The sequence below is a fragment of the Sphingomonas sp. YR710 genome, from assembly GCF_900101455.1.
Taxonomy (GTDB): domain Bacteria; phylum Pseudomonadota; class Alphaproteobacteria; order Sphingomonadales; family Sphingomonadaceae; genus Rhizorhabdus.
In genome coordinates this window covers 1-20,547 of record NZ_FMZJ01000007.1, presented here as the reverse complement: position 1 = coordinate 20,547, position 20,547 = coordinate 1, and the positions used below count along the sequence as shown (strand labels likewise).

The following is a 20,547-nucleotide window of genomic DNA, read 5'->3' as shown; positions in this document are numbered from 1 at the left end:
ATGGCGTCCTCGCTGGAAGGTGACGGGATTCTCGAAGTATAGCCCGGCAAGACGCAATTCAGCCGGACTTTCGCTAAATCCCCGCATGCCAGGCCCAGCCCTGCTGGATCGCGCTGGCCTTTCCGAAGTCGTTGAAATGATCCGAGACGACGATGCGCTGCAGGAATTTGACGCTCTTATAGCCGATCTGCCGCTCCACCCGCATGCGGACGGGGGCGCCATGGGCGATCGGCAGGTCGCGGCCGTTCATGCCATAGGCCAGCAGGGTTTGCGGGTGCAGCGCATCGATCATGTCGATGCTGTCGGCCCAGCCATCGAAGCTGTAATATTCGACGAAGCGGGCGGTGGAGCGGATCGCGACGGCCGCGAGCACGGCCGACAAGGGCACGCCGGTCCACTCGGTGATCGCCGTCCAGCCTTCCTCGCACATATGGCGGGTGATCTGCGTGCGCGATCGCATGCACCGCAGGTCGGGGAGCGAGAAGCTGCGCGGCCGGTCCACGCTGCCCGAAACCTCGATCCGCCAATCGGCAAAGCCATCGCGGCGCACCGCGCCATAAGCGTCGCCGCCCGCGCCGAACGCCGGGTCCACCGTTCCGATCGCCGGCATCGAACTGATCTCCGATCGATCATATTCGCGCGCCAGCGCGCCGCCGGAGAGCAGCAGCCGTTGGGCGTGATAGGTCAGATTGTCGCCCATCCGCAGGATATTGCCATAGGTCGGCGGATCGTTGCTGCGGCTGCAGCCGCTGAGCAACAGCCCGCCGGTGGAGGCGAGCCCGCCGATGAGCGAACGGCGCGAGAGCAAGAGGCGGCTTTCGGTCATGTCACTTCCCCAGGATCATCCCGCGCACCTGGCGCAGCGGTCGGGTGAGCAGGATCATCGCGAGATGGACCAGCAGGAACAGGGCGATGAAGGCGAAGGTGAAGAAGTGGATCGTGCGCGCCGACTGGGTGCCGCCGAACGCATCGAGCAGGATCGGGTAGCTCGCCGAAATCGCCGGCGACATGGTGATCCCGGTGAGCAGCATCAGCGGCAGCGCAACGAACACCACCAGCGCATAAGCCAGCTTCTGCAGGATCGCATAAGGCGGGCCGGGCGGTGCCGCGGGCGTCGGCAGGCGCAGATGCGCCCGGACGTCCTGCCACAGGTTCGCGCGCGCCAGCTCGCCGCGCCGCGGCCACAGGTTGCGCCGGGCATGGCCGGTGAAAATGGCGAGCAGCAGATAGAAGAACAGCCCGGCGAGGAAGCCCCACGCCGCAAGGAAATGCAGGCTGCGCGCCCAGCTATTCCGGTTCCACGGTTCGTTCAGCCGGTTGGCGGTCACCGGGCCCGCGGGCGCCGCGAAAAAGGGCGTCGGCTTCGACCAGCCGCGATGCCCGGCATTCGGCCCCAGCGGGATTTCCAGCAGCGGCGCGGTCAGATCATTTCCCGCCGTCCCCCAATAGAGCCGCGGATGCGCCATCAAGATGGTGACGCCGGAAACGATCAGCACGATCGCCGCCGCCGCGATCAGCCCGTGCGTCAGCCGGACCCACAGCCGGTGGCCGTTCGCGCCGGCCGGGGCGGTCGCCGGTTCGGGTGGGTTTTCCTCTATCGTCATGCGCTGCATCGCCGGCTCCCAGGATTCTTGCGTGACGGGCGGTTGGGCAGCGAGCGCCCCGCTTGATCCCGCCGAACAATGTCCCGAATTCCGGGAGCATGATGCATAAATCAGATCAGGCCGCTTTGGCCACCCGCTCCACCCTGATCTCATCCTCATGTTCGCGAACCTGCGCCAGATCATAGGCCATCTGCATCCGCAGCAGCGTGTCGGCCTTCACGCCGAACGCCTTCTCGAAGCGCAGCGCCATGTCGGCGGACAGGCCGGCATGCCCGTTGAGCAGGTTGCTCAGCCCCTGGCGCGATACGCCGAGATGCGCGGCAAGCGCCTTCACGGTGATGCCATGCGGTTCGACGATCTCGGTCTTCAGCCAGTCGCCGGCATGGACGGCGAGCGAGGGGTGCATCTTAAGCGCCATGATAGTCCTCCAGATCCATGTCTTCCAACGCGCCCTGCGCGTTGATGCTGAACGGCCAGTTGCGCGTAACCGTCATCGCCCATGTTCCCGCGCGATCGCCGGTAAGTTCGTGCAATCCGTAGTTCGGCGGTACGCGCAACTCCTCAAGCGCGGCGGCGGCCACGATGAACGCGAGCATCTTGCCGATACGGGCGGGTTCGCCCACCAGCCCCTTGGGATTGCCGGTTTCGAAATATTTGCGCAGGCCCTTATGGCGGATGCTCTCGATCTCCACGCGTCAAGTGATAGTTGACACGACTTTGTGTGTCAAGTCATGGTTGACACGTGTCGCGCGACGCCGTTGGGATGAATTGACCAGCCTTGGCCATTGCATCCGGCACCGCAACGCAACGTTCAGCCCCTTGCTCGTCTCTCATCCCCGGCCGCGAAATGCGCCATCTGATCGGCATGCGCCTTCTCGAAAGCAGGCCGCGCCACAAGCCGCTGGATATAGGCCTCGGTCGCAGGGCGGTCGCCACGCGTGCGGACGACGGGAATGCGTAGCACGTCCGCCATCAGCAGGTCGGCCACGGTGAACCGGCCTTCCACCAGCCATTCGCGCTGGCTCAATACCGCCTCCATATGCGCAAGCCGGCTGTCCATCCAGCCAGACAGGCCATTTTCGCGCTCGCCCGAAAGCCCGAGGAACCACCAGGGGACGCTGATCATCTCGATCGAGTTGAGCGCGGCGATCACCCATTCGATCGTTTCGGCCTCGCCGCGCGCGTCGCCCGGCATCAGGATCTCGCTCTTGCGCGCCAGGTGCAGCAGGCACGCGCCACTTTCGAACAGCGTGATATCGCCATCGGTCAGGAACGGCACCTGCCCGAACGGCTGCCGATCGAAATGGCTTGGCTGGCGATCCTCGAACGGAACCGTGCCAATGTCATATCGCAGCCCGGCTTCCTCGGCTGCCCAGCGCAGCCGCATATCGCGGACGAACCCGCGCGGCCCCCTGGGCACCCAGTCGAAGGTCCAGATGGTCAGATTTTCAGCCATGCGATCGGCATCCTTCACTCTGCAAGCCGGGTGTCAGCAATCCTGATAGCAAAAACATCCAGCGCGCGCCCGAGATCCGCCAACACCGACGATGTTCGCGGGTTCCGGTGACGGGTGCAGCAACCCCTAAATTATCGACGCTGCTGACGGGGCAGGTTGTTCAGCGGCGGCGCGCCCTGAGTTTGCCGGGGGACTGAACGCGCAGAATGGATAACCTGGCAAACTTTTCAGTCGAAAGGATTGATGTGGTTGACGATCACCTCGCCAATCCGAGAGATGCCGCGCACTATGTGTGCAAGATCAAATCCGAGCTGGCCGCTTTGTCGGATCGAAATAAATTTTGCCGCAGGCCTCGCGCCGCAAATGCTGCTGTGCCTTCAGCTCCGGAGCGGAACTTGACCCCGAACCCAGGGGCAAGCGCACACAGGATGTGCGGGCGATCGCCATGATAGCGTTGAAGGTGCGCGGGGTAATCTGGGTGGGCATCTTGTCGCGCGCGACCGGGCCAGGTTGCTCACCGAGCAATGAATCATGTGACAGGCCGAGACAATCGATCGCGTCCCACACAGTCAACTCCGCTTCGTTGCCTTTGGGCGTCACCCTGCAGACGCCGTCACCGCCATTCCCGAAATTGGCGACCAGCGCCTCTTGCCCCGACCGGTACGTCCCGGCCGCGTAATGCAGACCCTTGACCCCGACGAAAATGATTTTCACGGCATTCCAGGCGCTACCCATAACATTGCCCTTCCCGACGTCGGCGGCGAAGTCTTTGATCCGGTCCTGGGGTAAGGTTGCATATAGGAGCCGGATGATACGCCCGTCGAGTAACGGAAGATCAGATTCGAAATTGACATAATACCCGTTGCACTGGTCGGGGTCTGCCGCCGCTGCGGGCATAGGGGCGACTGCCGGTGCAGCGCCGGGAAATGCCGCCGTGATATCCTGGGAAAATTTTTGAACATCCGCGCGCGCTTGCAAGGCATCGCGAGCGGCAGCCTGCGCTGTATTGGCGGCAAGCGCCGCATCGTGCAAGGTGTCCGCCAACTGCGCTTCAACCGGCTTAGCGGATCGTGCAACCGCATTAGGTCCTACCGAGCATGGATCGACGTCGCCGATTGGATAGATGTCGGCGGCGGCATAGTTGATCTCTTGCGCGGCGACGCCGAGATATCGAGCTACACTATCTGCCTCTTCAACATTCTGGACGGTCGCATTCGACATTCTGGCGGCCATCGCCACGACGATGGCCGCACGCAGCAGGACGATTTGCTTCGAGTGGCTTGCATTGAATGTTCGCTTGTCCAGCTCATAGGCCGGATACCCACCGGGATGCCGCAGATCCTGCGTAATCATCGTGCAGCTTGGCAGCAGCAAGGCAAAAGAAGAAATGGCAGCGACTGCAGATTTACGCATAAAGTTCCCCCGATGATGCCCCGCGTGGACAGGACCATCTGGCACAGAGATGCGCAACCTGAGATTGATCCAATTCCGACTTAATCAGCAGGTCGAATCATAATGGAGCTACTGTGACAGCCGCAATAACCCCTAAGTTGATACCGCCTGTAGCCAACGAAACAGAAATCCCTTCTAACACTAAGCCGGCACTCCCGCGCCATGCGCCGAGGCCCAATTCCCACGCATCTTTAGGGCGCGCGCCGAATCACAGCCGATAATGCTCTCCGCTGCAATTTCGATCACGCCGGCCATCAGCCTGATGGTGCCGATCCGCATACCGCGATGCCGCATGCCGCCTACCCATCGGCCCGATATCTGTTACCCTGCCGCAAATAAGAGCGGATGATCCGCCAAAGAGGATGACCGGGAGGATATCATGACGGGGCCGTCAAGACGGGTTAAGCTTGCGTGCGGCGCTTTTGCGGCGCTGATGCTTGGGGGCTACGGCCTGACGGCGCAGCCGATCGGTGAGGCGATGATGGCCGATGCCGATGCGTGGCCGAGCTGGGGGCGCACCGGTGACGAGACGCACTACAGCCCGCTGCACGAGATCCACACGGGCAACATATCCGCGCTCAAGCTCGCCTGGCATTTCGATCTCCCCCCCAATTATTCTCCGACGACGCCGCTCGCCGCCGAGGGCAAGATCTTCTTCACCCAGGGTCACGGGCACATCCGCGCGCTCGACGCGCTGACCGGCAAGCTGCTGTGGGAATATGATAGCGGCGCGCGGGATCGGACGACATCGCGCTTCCAGCTCAGCTGGGGCAATAAGGGCGTCGCTTATTGGGACCACAAGGTTTTCGTCGCGGCGGCCGACGGCCTGCTGATCGCGCTCGACGCCGCGAACGGCAAGGAAATCTGGAAGACACGCGATTTCCCGATCTCCGAAATGCGCACGATGACCGGCCCGCCGCGGGTATTCGCGGGCAAGGTGCTGATCGGCCATGGCGGCGCCGATGTGAGCCCGATCCAGGGCTATGTCTCGGCCTATGACGCTGAGACCGGCAAGCTCGCCTGGCGGTTCTACACGGTTCCGAACGATCCGTCGCAGCCCGCCACCACGAAGGCCGAACAGGTGATGCGCCCGACGTGGAAGGGCGATTGGTTCGGCAAGGATGGCGTGCGCAAGGCCGGCGGCGGTACCGTCTGGAACGCGATGAGCTATGATCCCGCGCTCAACCTGATCTATCTGGGCGTCGGCAACGGCTTTCCTTATGACCACCTCAAGCGCAGCCCCGGCGGCGGCGACAATTTGTTCCTGGCATCGATCGTCGCGGTCAACGCCGATACCGGTGAATATGTCTGGCATTATCAGACCTGCCCGGCCGAACAATGGGATTGCACGTCCACCACCGATATGACGCTGGCGACCTTGAAGATCGGCGGCAAGGATCGCAAGGTCCTGATGCAGGCGCCGAAGAACGGCTTCTTCTATGTGATCGATCGCACCAACGGGCAGTTCATCTCGGCCAGGGCGATCGCGAAGGTGACCTGGGCCAAAGGCATCGACCAGAAGACCGGCCGGCCGATCGAAAATCCCGGCATCCGCTATCAGGGCAAGCCCGGACTGTTCGAACTGTGGCCCGGCCCGACGGGCGCGCATTCCTGGGCGCCGCAGGCCTATAGCCCGCAGACCGGGCTGGTCTATGTGCCGATCATCCAGCAGGGCGCGCTGATCGGCGACGGGACGACCGGCGGCCCGATCCAGGGGATCGGCGTCAAGCTGGTGCCCGAGGCCGATCTGCCGGGCGGGCGGCACGCTTTTCTGCGCGCCTGGAATCCGGTGACGCAGACGCTGGCCTGGGAAAAGAAGCTGCCGGGCGCATGGCCGGGCGGCGTGCTGGCGACCGCGGGCGGGCTGGTGTTTCAGGGGCGGCTCGATCGCCGGCTGATGGCGTATGACGCACGGACCGGCAGGGAAGTGTGGAACTATCCCACCGATGCTCCCGTCCAGGGCGCGCCGATATCGTTCCGGATGAACGGGAAGCAATATATCACGGTGATTACCGGCCCCGGCGGCGAGGGCGCGAGCACGCGATCGATCGGCGGCGAGGCGTGGCGGACCGATTATCGCCTGACCCGTCAGGTGCTCACCTTCGCCATCGGCGGTACCGACGGCTTCAAGCCGACGGCCTTGCCGCCGCTGGCGATTCCGGCCGATCCGACGTTCAAGCCCGATGCCGCTCTGGCGGCCAAGGGCGAGGCGACATTCATCCGATGCATGGGCTGCCACGGCAATCGCGCCGTATCGGGCGGATCGGCGCCGGACCTTCGCTATTCGCCGATGATCGTGAATGCGCTCGCGTTCCGGCAGATCGTCAAGGGCGGGGCGCTCAAGGCGAACGGCATGCCGCCGTTCGACGACATCGCCGATACCGATGTCGAAGCGATCCGGTTCTACCTTCGTACGCGGTCGAAGCTGGCGCCCGCCGAGGTCGCCGCCGCGATCAAGCTGGTGCGCGAGGGCAAGTGACCGGAATTCCGAGAATTACGGGGACGTCGACGAGAATTACGGGGACGTAATATTTAATTCAGATCAGGCTCTCCCAAAGAAAGAGGGCTTTCTAAGTTCGCGCCTATGAACCTTCGCTGGGATGACGGGTGCCAGGAAGCTGCTGTTTCAGCACAATCTGTCGGTGCGGCTGCCATGTGTGAATCCGGTGGCCGCCGCCATCCGCCAGCGCACGACCCCGCCATCTTTAGGACTCGCCCCGAATCACAACCGCCGATATTCTCCCCAGTGTGAATCAGTTGACGACGCGCCCCGACCGATGGATGGCCCTGGTGAGCGCCGTGGAGCAGCTCGCCCAAGCGCGCAGTTTCGATGCGATCGTGTCGATCGTGCGGGCCAAGGCGCGGGAGATCAGCGCTTCGGACGGCATCGCCGTGGTCATGCGCAGCGAGGGGTGCTGCCATTATATCGCCGAGGATGCGGTCGAGCCGTTGTGGACCGGGCAGCGTTTCCCGCTCGAACACTGCGTGTCGGGCTGGGCGATGCTCAACGGGCGGACGGCGGTGATCCCCGATATCTATGATGACGAACGGGTGCCGGTCGACGCCTATCGCACCACCTTCGTCAAAAGCATGGTGATGACCCCGGTGGGCTTCGGGGAGCCGGTTGCCGCGATCGGCGCCTATTGGGCGCAGAAGGGCGCGCCCGATCCGGATACGGTCCAGCTGCTCGCCGCACTCGCCCGGTCCACCGCGATCGCCTTCGAAAATGTCAGGCTGAACGATTCGCTGATGGATCTCAACGCCACGCTGGAACAGCGCGTTGAGAAAGCGGTGGCCGAGGCCGATGCGATGGCGCAGGTGCTCCGCCAGACGCAGAAGATGGAGGCGGTGGGCCAGCTGACCGGCGGCATCGCGCATGATTTCAACAATCTGATGACGGTGATCATCGGCAATCTCGAATGGATGGCGCACAAGCTGGGCGATGGCGCGGAAGCGCGGATCAAGCGATCGATCGCAAGCGCGCGTCATGGCGCCGAACATGCGGCGGTGCTGACCCAGCGGCTGCTCGCCTTCGCGCGCCGCCAGCCGCTTCAACCGAAGCCCACCGATATCGGCGCGCTGATCGATGGCATGTCGGATCTGATCGGGCATGCGGCAGGCGAGGCGATCCTGGTCGAACGCCGGCTCGCCGACGGGTTGTGGCCGGTCGAGATCGATCCGAACCAGCTCGAGGCGACGATCATCAATCTCGCGGTCAATGCGCGCGATGCGATGGACGGCCATGGCACGCTGACGATCGAAGCCGCCAATCTCACCATCGATCGCGATGGCGGAGCAACGCGGATCGGGCTGGCGGCCGGCGCTTATGTGATGATCGCGATCGGCGATACCGGCATCGGCATGCCGGCCGACGTGGTCGGCAAGGCGTTCGAGCCCTTCTTCACCACCAAGGATGTCGGCAAGGGCACCGGCCTCGGGCTCAGCCAGGTCTATGGCTTCGTCAAGCAGTCCGGCGGCTACGTCTATATCGATTCGGAACCGGGCGAGGGGACTATCGTCCGCCTCTATCTGCCCCGCATGGCGGTCGATGCGAAACCGGTGGTGCGGCCGGTCCACGAATGGTCGCGCGCGCCGGGCGCCGGGGAGACGGTTTTGGTCGTCGAGGATCATGCGCCACTGCGCACCCACACCACCACCTCGCTGCGCGAACTTGGTTATGATGTGCTGGAGGCGCCCGACGGCCCATCGGCGCTCCAGTTGCTCGATGCGCGGGCCGGCCCGATCGATTTGCTGTTCACCGATGTCGTGATGCCCGGCATGACGGGGCAGGAATTGGCGCGCATCGCTGGCCAGCGCCAACCGGGCCTGCGGACCTTGTTCGCATCCGGCTACACGCGCGACGCGATCCTGCGCGACGGCCGGCTCGACGACGGCGTCGATTTCCTGCCCAAGCCGTTCACGATGGCTATGCTGTCGCGCCGCATCCGCGAGGCAATCGAACGACCGGTGACGTAGCGCAGAACGGCGCGATCGATGCTGGCCGGTCTTCCCATTTCGGGCGCCTTGTGGTAATAATGATCACCGGCACACCGGATGAAACGGTGGTCCGCAGCGAAATTTTTTCGCGACGAAAATTGCGAATAATTAAATATTATCAAGTATTTGGCAGGCGTTCTTTTGTAACGGTTTTAGAAGTGGCTCGAAGTGCGTCGAAAACGTCGACTGTCGCCGCTCGATCCATGCGGAGACCCATCGACCAGTCCGAAGCCCGGGGTCGGGCCTTCTGGGCTTGAGCGCGAACTGCCTTACCGGCACACCACCAGTCGAATATCAGCGATATCGGTGGCGCTATCGGGCAGTTTACTAAATCGCCGTAGCCCATAAGAATAAGCCGGGATCGTGCCGTCATGCTGTGCTGTTCGGGCTTATCGATCTGTGGGGGGCGCGGGTGCGAACGGAAATCTTGGCAATCGCCGCGGTGATGGCATGTGTGCCAGCTTGCGCGCAGGCGGACCTGCTGGTTGTCCGATCGGCGGGCGTTCTGGCCTCCCGCATCAGGGCAGGGACGAACCTTCCGGATAATGCCGTCGTGAAGCTGCAGCAGGGCGATTTCCTGGCGCTGCTCGATAATCGCGGCATTCGCGAATTGCGCGGGCCGGCAATTGTGAACCTTGCCGAAGCGAGCGCGCCGAGCAAGCCGATCTCGCTCTTCGATTTTGAGGGCGGGCAGCGTGCCGTCATTGCCGGTTCGCGTGCGCCCAAAGCGCCGGTTAACACGATCACGCCGACGGCCTCGTTCGTGCAGTGCGTGATCGATGGCTGGCAGACCTACCTTGTTCGTGCCGACTCGCTCGTCGCATATCAGGTGAAATCCGCATCGGGTGGGCCCGATGCGATGGTGCAATTTGATGAATATGATCGACGCGTGAAATGGCCATCGGGTCTTGCCCTGCGCAACGGATTGAATTCGTTTCGGATTCGCGACGCGAAATCGGGTGCTGAATCTTCGATCGGCTTGCGCGTCGTCCCGTCGGTACCCGTCTCCAACATGGCCTATGCGGCGACGTTGATCGCGAACGGGTGTGATGAGCAACTGCTCGAGAGCATGGAAAAGCATGCCGATTGATCTCGCCGCGGGGCGGCGCTGGATAGCGCCGCTGCTCGGCCTGTGCATCATCCTCCATGACGGCGCAGTGACGTGGGGCAGCGTGCAAGCCGAGGTGCCGGCCCTACCGGCGACCTCCATGCTCGAGGCCGAATATGCGGCGCTTGCCCGCTCCAGCGACGCGATCTATCGCGCCGGCAATTCGCCAGACTCGATTCCGATCAGTGCGCGAATGGCGGAAATCATGGGATTGTTGCGCGGCCAGGAAAGCGAAGCTTACGCAATCGCGCTTTCCAACCACGGCGGCAATCTGCTGCAGCAGCGTGGGCCAGCCGAAGCCGTCGCGGTTTACAGGCGCGCGGCCGACATCATTCTGCGGCACCATCAAGCCAACATTCCGCTCGCCAAGACCGTTCTTTTGAACCTCTACACTGCCGAATATGCGGCCGGGGAGATCGACCGAGCTTTAGCCGCCGCGCAGCGGATGATTGCGCTGCTCGAATTGGATCCGCACGCAGCGCCGACCGATCTCGGCCGCTGGCAACTGAGTGCCGCCAATGTCTTTCAGCTCGGCGGGGGCGGCAGGATATCCGAGTCCGAACCATGGCTGCGCAAGGCCTTCCAGACCTTGTCCGCGTTGCCCGCCACGGACCCGCTCAGGCTCGAAGCGTCGCGCCGGCTGGCGGGCCTGCTCAGCACGCAAGGGCGTGCCGAGGAAGCCGAGCCGATCGCACGCGGGATCGTCACGTCCTGGGCCGGGGTTGCGTCCCCCGATGCCGCGGCATTCGGACGTGACCGGCATCTGCTTGCGGGCCTGCTGCGCAAGATGGGCCGCTATCGTGAAGCGATGCTGGAAACGCAGCTCGCGCTCGCGCTCTACACACAGGCGGGGCCGGCACACCGCTTCGCCGTGAACCAGACCAAGCATATGCTCATCAACCTGTACGAACTGGTCGGTGATTATGCCGCGGCCCAGCCCTTGTGGGAGGAATGGCTCCGCGATCCTTCCGGCACCCAGGCCGAAAACGATCTTGGCAAAAATCGTGCCGAAGCGGCGCCGATCGTGTTGAACGGGCTCGCCAATAATCTCGCGCGGCAAGGCAAGGTCGCCGACGCCGAGGCGACTTACCGCAAGGCCATTCCGCTGGCTGGCGACAACGAGGTCGTCCGGATGAATGCAGAGGCCGGGCTGGGCGCTATTCTGCTCGCCCGGGGCGATGCCGCCGCCGCCGAGCCGTTGTTCCGCGCGCAGTTCGATTTCCGAATGCGCAAAATCGGGATCGAGTCATGGGTTGGGCCGAACCGCATGTGCTGCGCGACTGCGACCGCAAGTGCGGCAAGGCAGCTGGCCGATGCCCTGTCCAGCCAGGGCAAGATGGACGAGGCGCGGCGGCTGTACGGGCTTGCCGCGAGCACCGAATTGCGCTTCGACGGACTCTATCATCCGACGACGAGCCTGTTCCATTATTTCCACGCGCGCAGCCTGATGACAGCCGACCCTGCGGCCGCGCTCGCGCAGGCCCGGATCGCCATGGAGGGCGCTCAATTCCGGCGCCTGCGCGCGACGCGGCAGGCCAGTGCCGCGGAAATCGATGCGATATTCCGGGGGACATCCGCTTATTACACCCTGATGCTCGACGTGCTGTTCGGTGCCCAGGCCCCGAACGGCGATCATAGTGCCGAGGCGCTCGGCATCGCGCAGGATGCGATGGTGTCGAGTACCGACGGCGCGATCGCCTTGATGGCGGCCGAACGGTTGCGGCAGGGGTTTGCGCCGGCACTGGCGGCACAATTCGATCGCCGCGATGCGCTCGCAAAAGATGCGAGTGCGATCGAAGGCCAGCTTGCCGCCAGCCTCGCGTCGAACCGTCCCGAGAAGGAGCGGCTGGATCTGATTGCCCGGCTGGGTGCGATCGCCGGCCAGCTCACGGCCACCGACGCGACGATCCGGGAGGGTTTCCCCGAATTTTTCAACCTGCTGCGCCCGGGTTCGGTCACGCTGGTGCAGGCACGGGCTGCGCTCCGGCGCGACGAGGCTGTCCTCCTGTTCGTGCCTGGTGTGACGGGCGTCCATGCGCTTGCCGTCACGGGGGAGGGGGTGCAGTGGCGACGCTCCGCGCTGCCCGGCCGCGACATCGACGATATGGCGCGCCAATTGCTCTACGCCGCCTATGCCGACGTCAAATTCACGCCTGCGGAAAAGCGTCGTTGGGATGCAGGCACCGGCGGCGGTGCCGATGGCTATCCGCGCAAAACGGCCTATGCGCTTTTCCGGCAACTGATTGAGCCGATGCTGCCGACGCTCGCTGGCAAGCGCCAGGTCTTTATCGCGTCGGCCGGCCGGCTGGGGGCAATGCCCTTTTCCCTGCTGGTGAGCGGCGAACCGCAAGGCGCTGACAACGATCCTGCCGCCTTGCGCGCCACGCGCTGGTTCGCCGACGATTTTGCGTTGATCCAGTTGCCGTCGCTCCAGTCGCTCGTCGCGTTGCGCCAGCTCGGCGCAAGGGCGGTGGTACCCACGGCGCCCGGCAGCTTCGCCGGCTTTGGAGACCCCGTGGTTGACGGCCCACCGAGCCCGGTTGGTGGGCGCGGTGCCCGATACGGGGCAGACTGGCAGGGCGCGACCGCGCTGCGAGGGGGGAACGGGACCTCTCCCCAACCGGGGCTTGCGGATCTCGCCATGCTCCGCAACCTGAGTCGCCTTCCGCACACCGCGGGCGAATTGCGCGAGATGGCGAATATATTCGGGGCAAAGCCCGATGCGCTGCACCTCGCGCAAGCCAACACCGAGACGGCGATCCGCACCAGCGATCTGTCACACGTCCGCGTGCTGGCATTCGCCACGCATGGTCTGACCGCCTCAGAAGGGGGCGGCGGTGAACCGGGGCTTGTCTTCACGCCCCCCGCAAGGGCACGGACGGAGGATGACGGGCTGTTGACCGCATCGGAAGCGGCGACGCTGCATCTTGATGCCGATTGGGTGATCCTGTCCGCATGCAACACTGCCGCCGGAATGGAAGGATCGAGCGGGTTGACCGGATTGGCCCGCGCTTTCTTCTTTGCCGGTGCGCGCAGCATCCTCGCATCCTATTGGCCCGTTCGCGACGATGTCGCCGCCGAACTTACCACCCTCGCAGTCAAGCTTCAGCGCGCGAACCCCGGCATGCTGCGATCGGAGGCCCTTCGCGAGGCGATGCGCAGGATCCGGCAGGATCCGCGTGCCGATCGGATCAACGATGCAGGGCTTAACCAAACCTGGGCCCAGCCGAACGCATGGGCCCCATTCATGCTGGTCGGCGTTGGGGAGGATTAAGGTGGCACGCACCTCGGCAGCGTCACCACCGATGTTTGCATCGAAATATAGGATCGAACATGCCCCGCTTGCTCCCGTCGGGCCGCTCGGTTAGGGCGCGCGACATGACCTTCGCACTCCCCGATTTCGATCTCGCGGCCTTCGTGGCCTCCACCCTGGCCGAGGATCTGGGGCAGGGCGGCGACATCACCGCCGCCGCCGTCATCCCGGCCGATGCGATGTTCGAAGGCGTGATGGCGACGCGCGAGGATATCAGTGTCGCCGGGCTGCCGATCGCCGAAGCCTTCTTCCGCGCGCTCGATCCCGATGTGGCGATCGAGACGCTGGTGGCGGATGGCGCGCGCGTGGCGAAGGGCGGCGTGCTGATGCGGCTGCGCGGGCGTGCGCGGGCGATGCTGACCGCCGAGCGATCGGCGCTCAACACCGTCCAGCATCTGACCGGCATCGCCACGCTCGCGCGGGCCTATGTCGATGCGATGGCCGGCACGCCTGCGATCCTCCTCGATACGCGCAAGACGATCCCGGGCCTGCGCGTGCTGGAGAAATATGCGACGCGGATGGGCGGCGCGACCAATCATCGCATGCGGCTCGACGATGCCGCGATGATCAAGGACAATCATGTCGCGGTGGCCGGCGACATCGGCGAGGCGGTGCGTCGCGCGGTGGCCGCCGGGATCGCGCGGATCATCGTCGAGGTCGATCGCGTCGACCAGATCGAACCCGCGCTGGCGGCGGGGGCGACCCACCTGCTGCTCGACAATATGGACCCGCCCACCTTGCGCGGCGCGGTGACGCTGGTTGGCGGCCGCGTGCCGACCGAGGCCTCGGGCGGCGTCCGCCTCGATACGATCCGCGAGATCGCCGCGACCGGCGTCACCTTCGTGTCGGTCGGCCGGCTCACCCAGTCGGCGCCGGCCGCCGATATCGGTCTCGATTTCCGCACGCTCTAGTGCCTAATATGGGCGATGCGAATCGCCCTCATGATCGTCGCCACCCTGGCCGTTTCGACGCAGGCGCTTGGCTCGCGGGCGGCGAACAGCTATGCCGCCTATAAGCCGCTGGCGACCACGTCGGAAGGCAAGAGCTGTGCGGTCCCCGCCGATCTGCCCAAGCCGATGCTCGAAGGGCCGACCCGTGATGAACCGCGCCGCCTGCTGCCGATCGGCGGCTACACATTATCGGTAAGCTGGTCCCCACAATATTGCGCGAGCCGGATGACCAGCCCGAAGGACCATCTGCAGTGCGGCGGTGCGGTCGGCGAATTCGGCTTCACCCTGCATGGGCTATGGCCGGACGGCGTGGCCGAGAAATGGCCGCAATATTGCACGCCCGCGCGGCTGGTGCCCGATGCGGTGATCCGCGACAATCTGTGCAACACTCCCTCGGTGCAACTGATCCAGCACGAATGGGAAAAGCATGGGACGTGCATGGGGCATGATCCGGCCCCCTTCTTCCGCAAAGGCTCGGGCCTGTATCGCGCGCTGCATTTCCCCGACATGGCGCCTTTCCGCGGCAAGACGGTGGCGGCGCTGACCTTCCAGCAGGCCTTCGCGGCCGCCAACAAAGGGCTGAGGGCCGATCAGATGCGGCTGAACGTCGGCAAGGACGGCTGGCTGCAGGAAGTGTGGCTGTGCCTCGACACGGCGTTCCATTATCGCACCTGCCCGGCCACGCAGGGCGGCGCGGCGCCTGCGGCGGCGGTCAAGATTCGGTAAGACTGCGGCCTAAACCTCAGCCCCATTGCTCCCCACCACGCCCTTGAACCCCTGCGCGATCACATACCATTCGGACGAATCCTTGCGGCTCGCGGGCGGCTTGGCATGCTTCACCGTGGCGAACAGCCGCTTGAGCTCGGCGACCAGATTGTTGTCGGCGCCGCCTGCCAGCACCTTCGCGACATAGGTCCCGCCGGGGCGCAGCACTTCGCTCGCGAACTGGCAGCCGGCCTCGACCAGCCCCATCGTGCGCAGATGATCGGTGCGCGTGTGGCCGACGGTGTTCGCCGCCATGTCCGACAGCACGATATCGGCCTTGCCGTCGAGCGCCGCCGCCAGCAGGCCAGGGGCCTCGTCGGACATGAAATCCATTTCGAGGATGATCGCGCCGTCGATCGGATCGGTCGGCAGCAGATCGATCCCCACCACCTTCGCCTTCGGGCATTGCTTGCGCACGACCTGGGTCCAGCCGCCGGGCGCAATGCCCAGATCGATCACCCGGGTCGCGCCGCGCAGGATGTGGAAGCGCTCGTCGAGTTCGATCAGTTTATAGGCCGCGCGCGATCGATAGCCTTCGGCCTTGGCTTTCTTCACATAGGGGTCGTTGAGCTGGCGTTCGAGCCAGCGGGTCGACGCCGCCGTCCGTCCGCGCGCGGTCTTCACCCGTTGTTTGAGGCCGATGCCGCGGGTCATGCCGATATCCTTTCGCGGGCCATCAGTGACCGCAATATGCCTTCGCGAATGCCGCGATCGGCGACGCCCAGCCGGTCGGCGGGCCATATGTCCATAATCGCATCGAGGATTGCGCAGCCGGCGACCACCAGATCGGCGCGCTCATTGCCGATGCAGGGCAGGGTCGCGCGCTCGGCCACCGTCATGCCCGACAATTTGGTGCTGATCCCGCGCATCGCCTCGGCGGGCACGATCAGCCCGTCGACCGCGCGGCGATCATAACTCGGCAAATCGAGATGGACGCTGGCGAGCGTCGTCACCGTGCCGCTGGTGCCGAGCAGCCGCCCGGGCGGAACCTGCGCGGCGCGCAGCTTGGCCGCAAAGCCCGAAAAACTGTCCGCCACCCGCGCGCGCATCCGGGCATAGCTTTCCATCAGCCCGTCACGATCGGATCCGATATGCGGCTCGCTCTCGGTCAGCGAAACCACGCCCCACGGCGCGCTGTACCAGTCGTGGACGACCGGCTTGCCGCTGTCGACGTCGATCAGCACCAGTTCGGTCGATCCGCCGCCGATATCGAAGATCAACGCCTTGCCTTCGCCGGGCTCGAGCAAGGCATGGCAGCCGAGCACGGCCAGCCGTGCCTCCTGCTCGGCCGTGATGATCTCGAGCGCGATGCCGGTCTCGCGATAGACCCGGCGGACGAATTCAGGGCCGTTGGTGGCGCGGCGGCAGGCTTCGGTCGCGACCGAACGGACGAGCGCGACATGGCGCCGCCGCAATTTGTCCGCGCAGATGGACAGAGCGCTGACCGCGCGGTCCATCGCCACGTCGGACAATCGGCCGGTTGCCCCGAGCCCCTCGCCGAGCCGGACGATCCGTGAAAAGGCATCGACCACCACGAAGCCATCGTCCGACGGGCGCGCGATCAGCAGCCGGCAATTGTTGGTGCCGAGATCGAGCGCGGCATAGCTGTGTCTGGGGCCACCGCGAGGCGGCAGCATATGCGCTCTGCCCCCCGCTGCTGTACCGGGGCGCGGCGCGGCCTGACCGGGCCGTTGCGCCATAATATTGTCTCTTCTGTTTCGCCGTTCGGCATTTGCCGACGGAACTTGGCGCCAAGAGTAGTGGCAGCGCGCGCTAACGGCAAGGGCGTGCCTCGTCAGAGCCGCTCAGCGTGTTGACAGCGCCGCTCAGGCTGCCTATCTGCGCCGCCTGTCAGTGATGCCCTGTCGTCTAAAGGTAAGACTACGGACTCTGACTCCGTTAATTGAGGTTCGAATCCTCACGGGGCATCCAATTTTCTGACATAACCATTTTATTTCAAAGAATTTTTATTCAAGCCGGGGTGAGGCGTTCCCTCGTCTGCTCTCTCGTGCGCCGTTCGTCGGAACTGGGTGAATAGGATCTGGACTCGATCACCTTCCCGCGGGCGCGCATTTCGCCATTGTTAGGGGGCAATACGCAACCCGGCCGAATTACAGTGTAATGGCGCAAGGATACGGCGAGCGCGGCCATCAGCGTGTGGCATCGTTCGCCTGATAAAACATCGGGTTCCTCATCCATTCGTTGACCTCAGATTCTCGCCAGCCAGCGCAGCGTAAAGCGATACGAATCTGCTTCGGGAAGGTGCCGACCTGGACTTTGCGATACAATGTCGCGGGACTGAGGCCCGTACGATCGAGCACGGCGTTGAGGCGGAGAATGCGTTCTGGGTTCTCGGTCCTGATGGCATGGTCCTGGTTCGCTTGTGATCCAATGGCGCCCCGTGATCAGGATTGAGATGGCGCTGGCGCAGCGCAAGGGGGCCGCGCCTGAGATGCACCGTGGTTCCCCAGCAAGCACCTAACAGCGCCTATTAGTCAGGGAAGATGGGCAAGGCCAGCCGCCCCGCCCGGCGTGATGGACATCGCGCAGGCGCGATGGCGTTGGCCGCCGGCGTCGGTCTGGCGGGGGAGCGTCGCTGCCCTGTAGTCCCATCGCGGCAGGCCGCAACCTGGGCTGCGCCCAGGTCTTCCACTGCGTTGCAGCCCTACGGGTGCAGCCCGCCTCGTCGACGTGCCTGTCGGTCCGCTCCTGCCGCGCCCCCCGCCATTCCGGCGCCGGCTGCGGTGTTTGAAGGAGTGAGGACCATGCAGGATCAGGTTCAGAGGCATCATCCTCTTTGCCATCCTCCCCGGGGCCATCGCGCGATCGATGCCGGAAAGTTGGCTTTGGCCGGAGCAGCGGGCGGCGCACGCCATGCACCGCAATCAATGGGATGCCGGTAACCGGCTGTTGCAGGTGAGCAATCCCGATCAATGGGTCGCGCAGCGACAGGCGATTGCGCTGATGAAGGCGAACGAAGCCGCGATCAAGGAGTGATGGATGCGGTCGCTGAAGGGCAAGGAGTCGGTCAGATGTTCGATCAACGTTGAGGCGCGTGGTTCTTGACCGGTATCTCGCCGCGCCGAGGCGTCTGAGGGCGTCAATTTGGTCCGAAACGTGAGCCAAGCTATGACTGGGGTCGGGGACAGTCCGGACCGGCCGGTTTTGGACGGCGCGAGCAGCTCTGCCGCCGTTCGTTCATCAACCGCTTCGCGTCCGGTCTTGAGCCGCTTACGACATTCCGCTTCGTTGATGTGAGCGTCGGCCTTTGTTGAAACTCGCCATTCAAAGTCGCTTTACCCGTTCCTGCTCAAGCGAAATTGCGCTTGCAAACCACTATCATCATGCGGAGGTTGAGACTCGCCCGTCTTCTACGTCCACAGCGATGGACTTTTCGACGGGCAAAATGTCTATGTCCCGAGTCCTTATCTGAACGGCCAGGCTCATGAGATTGAAGATTTTTCTTGCCGCATGGCTCCTGGTCGCGCTCTCTGTAGGCCCGGCGTCGGCACAGATGGTGGGGCATGACCATGCGGCGATGGAGCGGCTTGGCAGCGTCAGCTTCGAGACATCGTGCAACGCGGAGGCGCAGCTGCGCTTCAATCGCGCCGTGGCGCTCATGCACTCCTTCCAATTTGGTCCGGCGACCGACGGCTATCGTGGAGCGCTCGCGGCTGACCCCAGTTGCGCCATCGCATATTGGGGGATCGCGCTGAGCAGCTGGAGCAACCCGTTTGCCGGCTTCAAGTCGCCGCTACAGCTGAAACAAGGCCTCGAGGCGGTCCAGGCCGGCCGCGTCCTGAAGGCCAAGACCTCGCGCGAACGCGCCTATATCGAGGCGGTAGCGCACCTCTACACCGAGACGGCGATCTTGGACCAGGACGCTCGAAGCGTCGCTTACGAACGCGCGATGGAGCGACTGGCCGCCGACTATCCCAAGGACACCGAAGCGAGGATCTTTTACGCCCTGGCGCTCGCAGCGGCCGCCGATCCCGCCGACAAGACCTACGCCAAGCAGCTGAAGGCCGGCGCGATCCTTGAAGGCCTGTTCGCCAGGTACCCCGACCATCCTGGCTTGGCCCACTACATCATCCACGCCTATGACGAGCCGGCCTTGGCGTCACGCGCCGCCGAGGCGGCCAAGCGCTACGGCGCGATCGCGCCCTCGACGCCCCACGCCCTGCATATGCCCTCCCACACCTTCACACGGATCGGCGACTGGCAGGCCTCGATCGACACCAACCTGGCTTCGGCGACCTCGGCGCGGGCGGCCGACCAACCAGCCGACGAACTGCACGCCAGCGACTACATGATCTACGCCTACCTGCAGACTGGACAGGACAAGGCTGCCGGGCAGCTTGCCGAGGCCTCCGTCCAAGTGTTTTCCCGCTTCGATCCCACCAAAGCCAACGGCGCCGCGCCTGCTTCGGCGGCTTACTACGCCCACGCCGCGATCCCCGCGCGTTACGCGCTCGAACGCCGGGACTGGGCAAGCGCGGCCAAGCTCGAGCCGACGCCGAGCCGGTTTCCCTACGCAGAATCGATCACCTATTTTGCGCGGGGCCTGGGCGCGGCGCACCTGAAAGACGCGGCCGCCGCGCGGTCGGCGATCTCATCGCTGGACCAAATCCACGACAAGCTCGCCCAGCAGGGCGAGGACTATTGGGCAGGGCAGACGGATATTCAGCGGCGAGAAGTTGCGGCAACCCTTTCTTTAGAGGAAGGTCGTGTCCAAGAAGCACTGACGGGCATGCGCCAGGCCGCTGACCTTGAGGACAAGACCCAATTGGCGTCTGTAACGCCTGGACCGTTGGCGCCGGCTCGGGAGATGCTGGGTGAGATGCTATTAGCGGACAACCAGCCGGAGGAAGCGCTGGCAGCGTTCGAAGCGTCGCTTGTTCAGGAGCCCAATCGGTTCTGGTCATTATATGGTGCCGCCGAGGCGGCCAAGCGAGCCGGCAACGGCCAGAACGCCAGGGCCTATTTCCAGAAGTTGCTGGCTATGTCGCCGCACCCTGACCACCCAGAACGGCCGCAGTTGGTAGAGGCGCGCCAGCAAGCAACGCCGTGAAGACGTGTCTCCAAGTCCAGACACACCAGCCTCTGCCCCTTAAAAGCCTCGCTTAACCGAGAGAGACGACAACCACTCCGACGCGACATCATAGGGAGCGTTGGGAAGGGCGCGCTCTCTGCCGAAGGTTTACCGCGAAACGGAAGGCTCGCCGTCAGTGGAAGGCTGCTGCTATCTTAACGCGCCTGCCCGTCTCCGGCTCAGACCGCCGTCACCGCGGCCAGTCCGCAGTCGACCGAGGCTGTGTAGAAACGCTGCCGAGGTGGAGGCCGCATGGTAGGATCGGAGGCCGCGGTGACGGAATGCCCGGTCTTCGCGCCGGCCTTTCAGG

Annotated in this window: 17 protein-coding genes and 1 tRNA gene; 9 read left to right on the top strand and 9 right to left on the bottom strand. The window is 64.4% G+C overall.

What is annotated here, in order from left to right:
* Nucleotides 1-73 precede the first annotated feature (73 nt).
* The 6 genes from BLS13_RS09835 to BLS13_RS09810 all read right to left on the bottom strand — a co-directional run bounded on the left by BLS13_RS09835 (nucleotide 74) and on the right by BLS13_RS09810 (nucleotide 4,473).
* Nucleotides 74-826 (bottom strand): molybdopterin-dependent oxidoreductase, encoded by a 753-nt coding sequence (locus BLS13_RS09835; RefSeq protein ID WP_093451755.1) that lies wholly within the window; start codon nucleotides 824-826, stop codon nucleotides 74-76.
* Between the two features lies 1 nt (nucleotide 827).
* Nucleotides 828-1,613, bottom strand: a complete 786-nt coding sequence (locus BLS13_RS09830; RefSeq protein ID WP_218123261.1) for a cytochrome b/b6 domain-containing protein — start codon at nucleotides 1,611-1,613, stop codon at nucleotides 828-830.
* 106 nt (nucleotides 1,614-1,719) lie between these two features.
* Nucleotides 1,720-2,022 carry a HigA family addiction module antitoxin gene (locus tag BLS13_RS09825; protein WP_176943526.1) on the bottom strand — a complete coding sequence of 101 codons (303 nt, stop codon included), beginning with the start codon at nucleotides 2,020-2,022 and terminating at the stop codon, nucleotides 1,720-1,722.
* A complete protein-coding gene (locus BLS13_RS09820; RefSeq protein WP_093451751.1) occupies nucleotides 2,012-2,296 on the bottom strand; it encodes a type II toxin-antitoxin system RelE/ParE family toxin in 285 nt (94 codons plus the stop codon). The genes BLS13_RS09825 and BLS13_RS09820 overlap by 11 nt, the downstream gene beginning before the upstream one ends.
* Nucleotides 2,297-2,415: 119 nt before the next feature.
* Nucleotides 2,416-3,060 (bottom strand): glutathione S-transferase family protein, encoded by a 645-nt coding sequence (locus BLS13_RS09815; RefSeq protein WP_093451999.1) that lies wholly within the window; start codon nucleotides 3,058-3,060, stop codon nucleotides 2,416-2,418.
* 300 nt (nucleotides 3,061-3,360) lie between these two features.
* Nucleotides 3,361-4,473, bottom strand: a complete 1,113-nt coding sequence (locus BLS13_RS09810) for a hypothetical protein (RefSeq protein ID WP_093451749.1) — start codon at nucleotides 4,471-4,473, stop codon at nucleotides 3,361-3,363.
* Nucleotides 4,474-4,891: 418 nt separating this feature from the next.
* On the opposite strand from BLS13_RS09810, the gene BLS13_RS09805 reads away from it, so the two are divergent.
* The 6 genes from BLS13_RS09805 to BLS13_RS09780 all read left to right on the top strand — a co-directional run bounded on the left by BLS13_RS09805 (nucleotide 4,892) and on the right by BLS13_RS09780 (nucleotide 15,106).
* Nucleotides 4,892-6,991 (top strand): PQQ-dependent dehydrogenase, methanol/ethanol family, encoded by a 2,100-nt coding sequence (locus tag BLS13_RS09805; RefSeq protein WP_256325796.1) that lies wholly within the window; start codon nucleotides 4,892-4,894, stop codon nucleotides 6,989-6,991.
* A gap of 311 nt (nucleotides 6,992-7,302) precedes the next feature.
* Nucleotides 7,303-8,988 (top strand): GAF domain-containing hybrid sensor histidine kinase/response regulator, encoded by a 1,686-nt coding sequence (locus BLS13_RS09800; RefSeq protein WP_176943525.1) that lies wholly within the window; start codon nucleotides 7,303-7,305, stop codon nucleotides 8,986-8,988.
* Nucleotides 8,989-9,421: 433 nt separating this feature from the next.
* Complete coding sequence (locus BLS13_RS09795) at nucleotides 9,422-10,099, top strand: hypothetical protein (RefSeq protein WP_143011924.1); 678 nt, start codon at nucleotides 9,422-9,424, stop codon at nucleotides 10,097-10,099.
* Nucleotides 10,089-13,391: a CHAT domain-containing protein gene (locus tag BLS13_RS09790; RefSeq protein ID WP_176943524.1), complete on the top strand. Its 3,303-nt coding sequence runs from the start codon at nucleotides 10,089-10,091 to the stop codon at nucleotides 13,389-13,391. Before BLS13_RS09795 ends, BLS13_RS09790 begins: the two co-directional genes overlap by 11 nt.
* 104 nt (nucleotides 13,392-13,495) lie before the next feature.
* Nucleotides 13,496-14,341 carry a carboxylating nicotinate-nucleotide diphosphorylase gene (gene nadC, locus BLS13_RS09785; protein WP_093451996.1) on the top strand — a complete coding sequence of 282 codons (846 nt, stop codon included), beginning with the start codon at nucleotides 13,496-13,498 and terminating at the stop codon, nucleotides 14,339-14,341.
* Between the two features lie 30 nt (nucleotides 14,342-14,371).
* Nucleotides 14,372-15,106, top strand: coding sequence for a ribonuclease T2 family protein (locus BLS13_RS09780; protein WP_256325795.1), 735 nt, complete (start codon nucleotides 14,372-14,374; stop codon nucleotides 15,104-15,106).
* A 9-nt stretch (nucleotides 15,107-15,115) separates the two neighbouring features.
* Here BLS13_RS09780 and BLS13_RS09775 read toward each other — a convergent pair whose 3' ends face one another.
* Nucleotides 15,116-15,799, bottom strand: a complete 684-nt coding sequence (locus BLS13_RS09775) for an RlmE family RNA methyltransferase (RefSeq protein ID WP_093451741.1) — start codon at nucleotides 15,797-15,799, stop codon at nucleotides 15,116-15,118.
* Complete coding sequence (locus BLS13_RS09770) at nucleotides 15,796-16,845, bottom strand: Ppx/GppA phosphatase family protein (protein WP_093451740.1); 1,050 nt, start codon at nucleotides 16,843-16,845, stop codon at nucleotides 15,796-15,798. Before BLS13_RS09770 ends, BLS13_RS09775 begins: the two co-directional genes overlap by 4 nt.
* A gap of 158 nt (nucleotides 16,846-17,003) precedes the next feature.
* Here BLS13_RS09770 and BLS13_RS09765 point away from each other — a divergent pair.
* A tRNA-Gln gene (locus BLS13_RS09765) sits at nucleotides 17,004-17,077 on the top strand.
* 218 nt (nucleotides 17,078-17,295) lie between these two features.
* Here the strand turns inward: BLS13_RS09765 and BLS13_RS09760 are convergent.
* Complete coding sequence (locus BLS13_RS09760; protein WP_093451738.1) at nucleotides 17,296-17,508, bottom strand: helix-turn-helix transcriptional regulator; 213 nt, start codon at nucleotides 17,506-17,508, stop codon at nucleotides 17,296-17,298.
* A 511-nt stretch (nucleotides 17,509-18,019) separates the two neighbouring features.
* Between BLS13_RS09760 and BLS13_RS21020 the strand changes: the two genes are divergently transcribed.
* Together BLS13_RS21020 and BLS13_RS09755 are read left to right on the top strand one after the other, a co-directional pair.
* A complete protein-coding gene (locus BLS13_RS21020) occupies nucleotides 18,020-18,142 on the top strand; it encodes a hypothetical protein (protein WP_256325794.1) in 123 nt (40 codons plus the stop codon).
* A 454-nt stretch (nucleotides 18,143-18,596) separates the two neighbouring features.
* Nucleotides 18,597-20,216, top strand: coding sequence for a tetratricopeptide repeat protein (locus BLS13_RS09755; RefSeq protein ID WP_143011923.1), 1,620 nt, complete (start codon nucleotides 18,597-18,599; stop codon nucleotides 20,214-20,216).
* Nucleotides 20,217-20,547 lie beyond the last annotated feature (331 nt).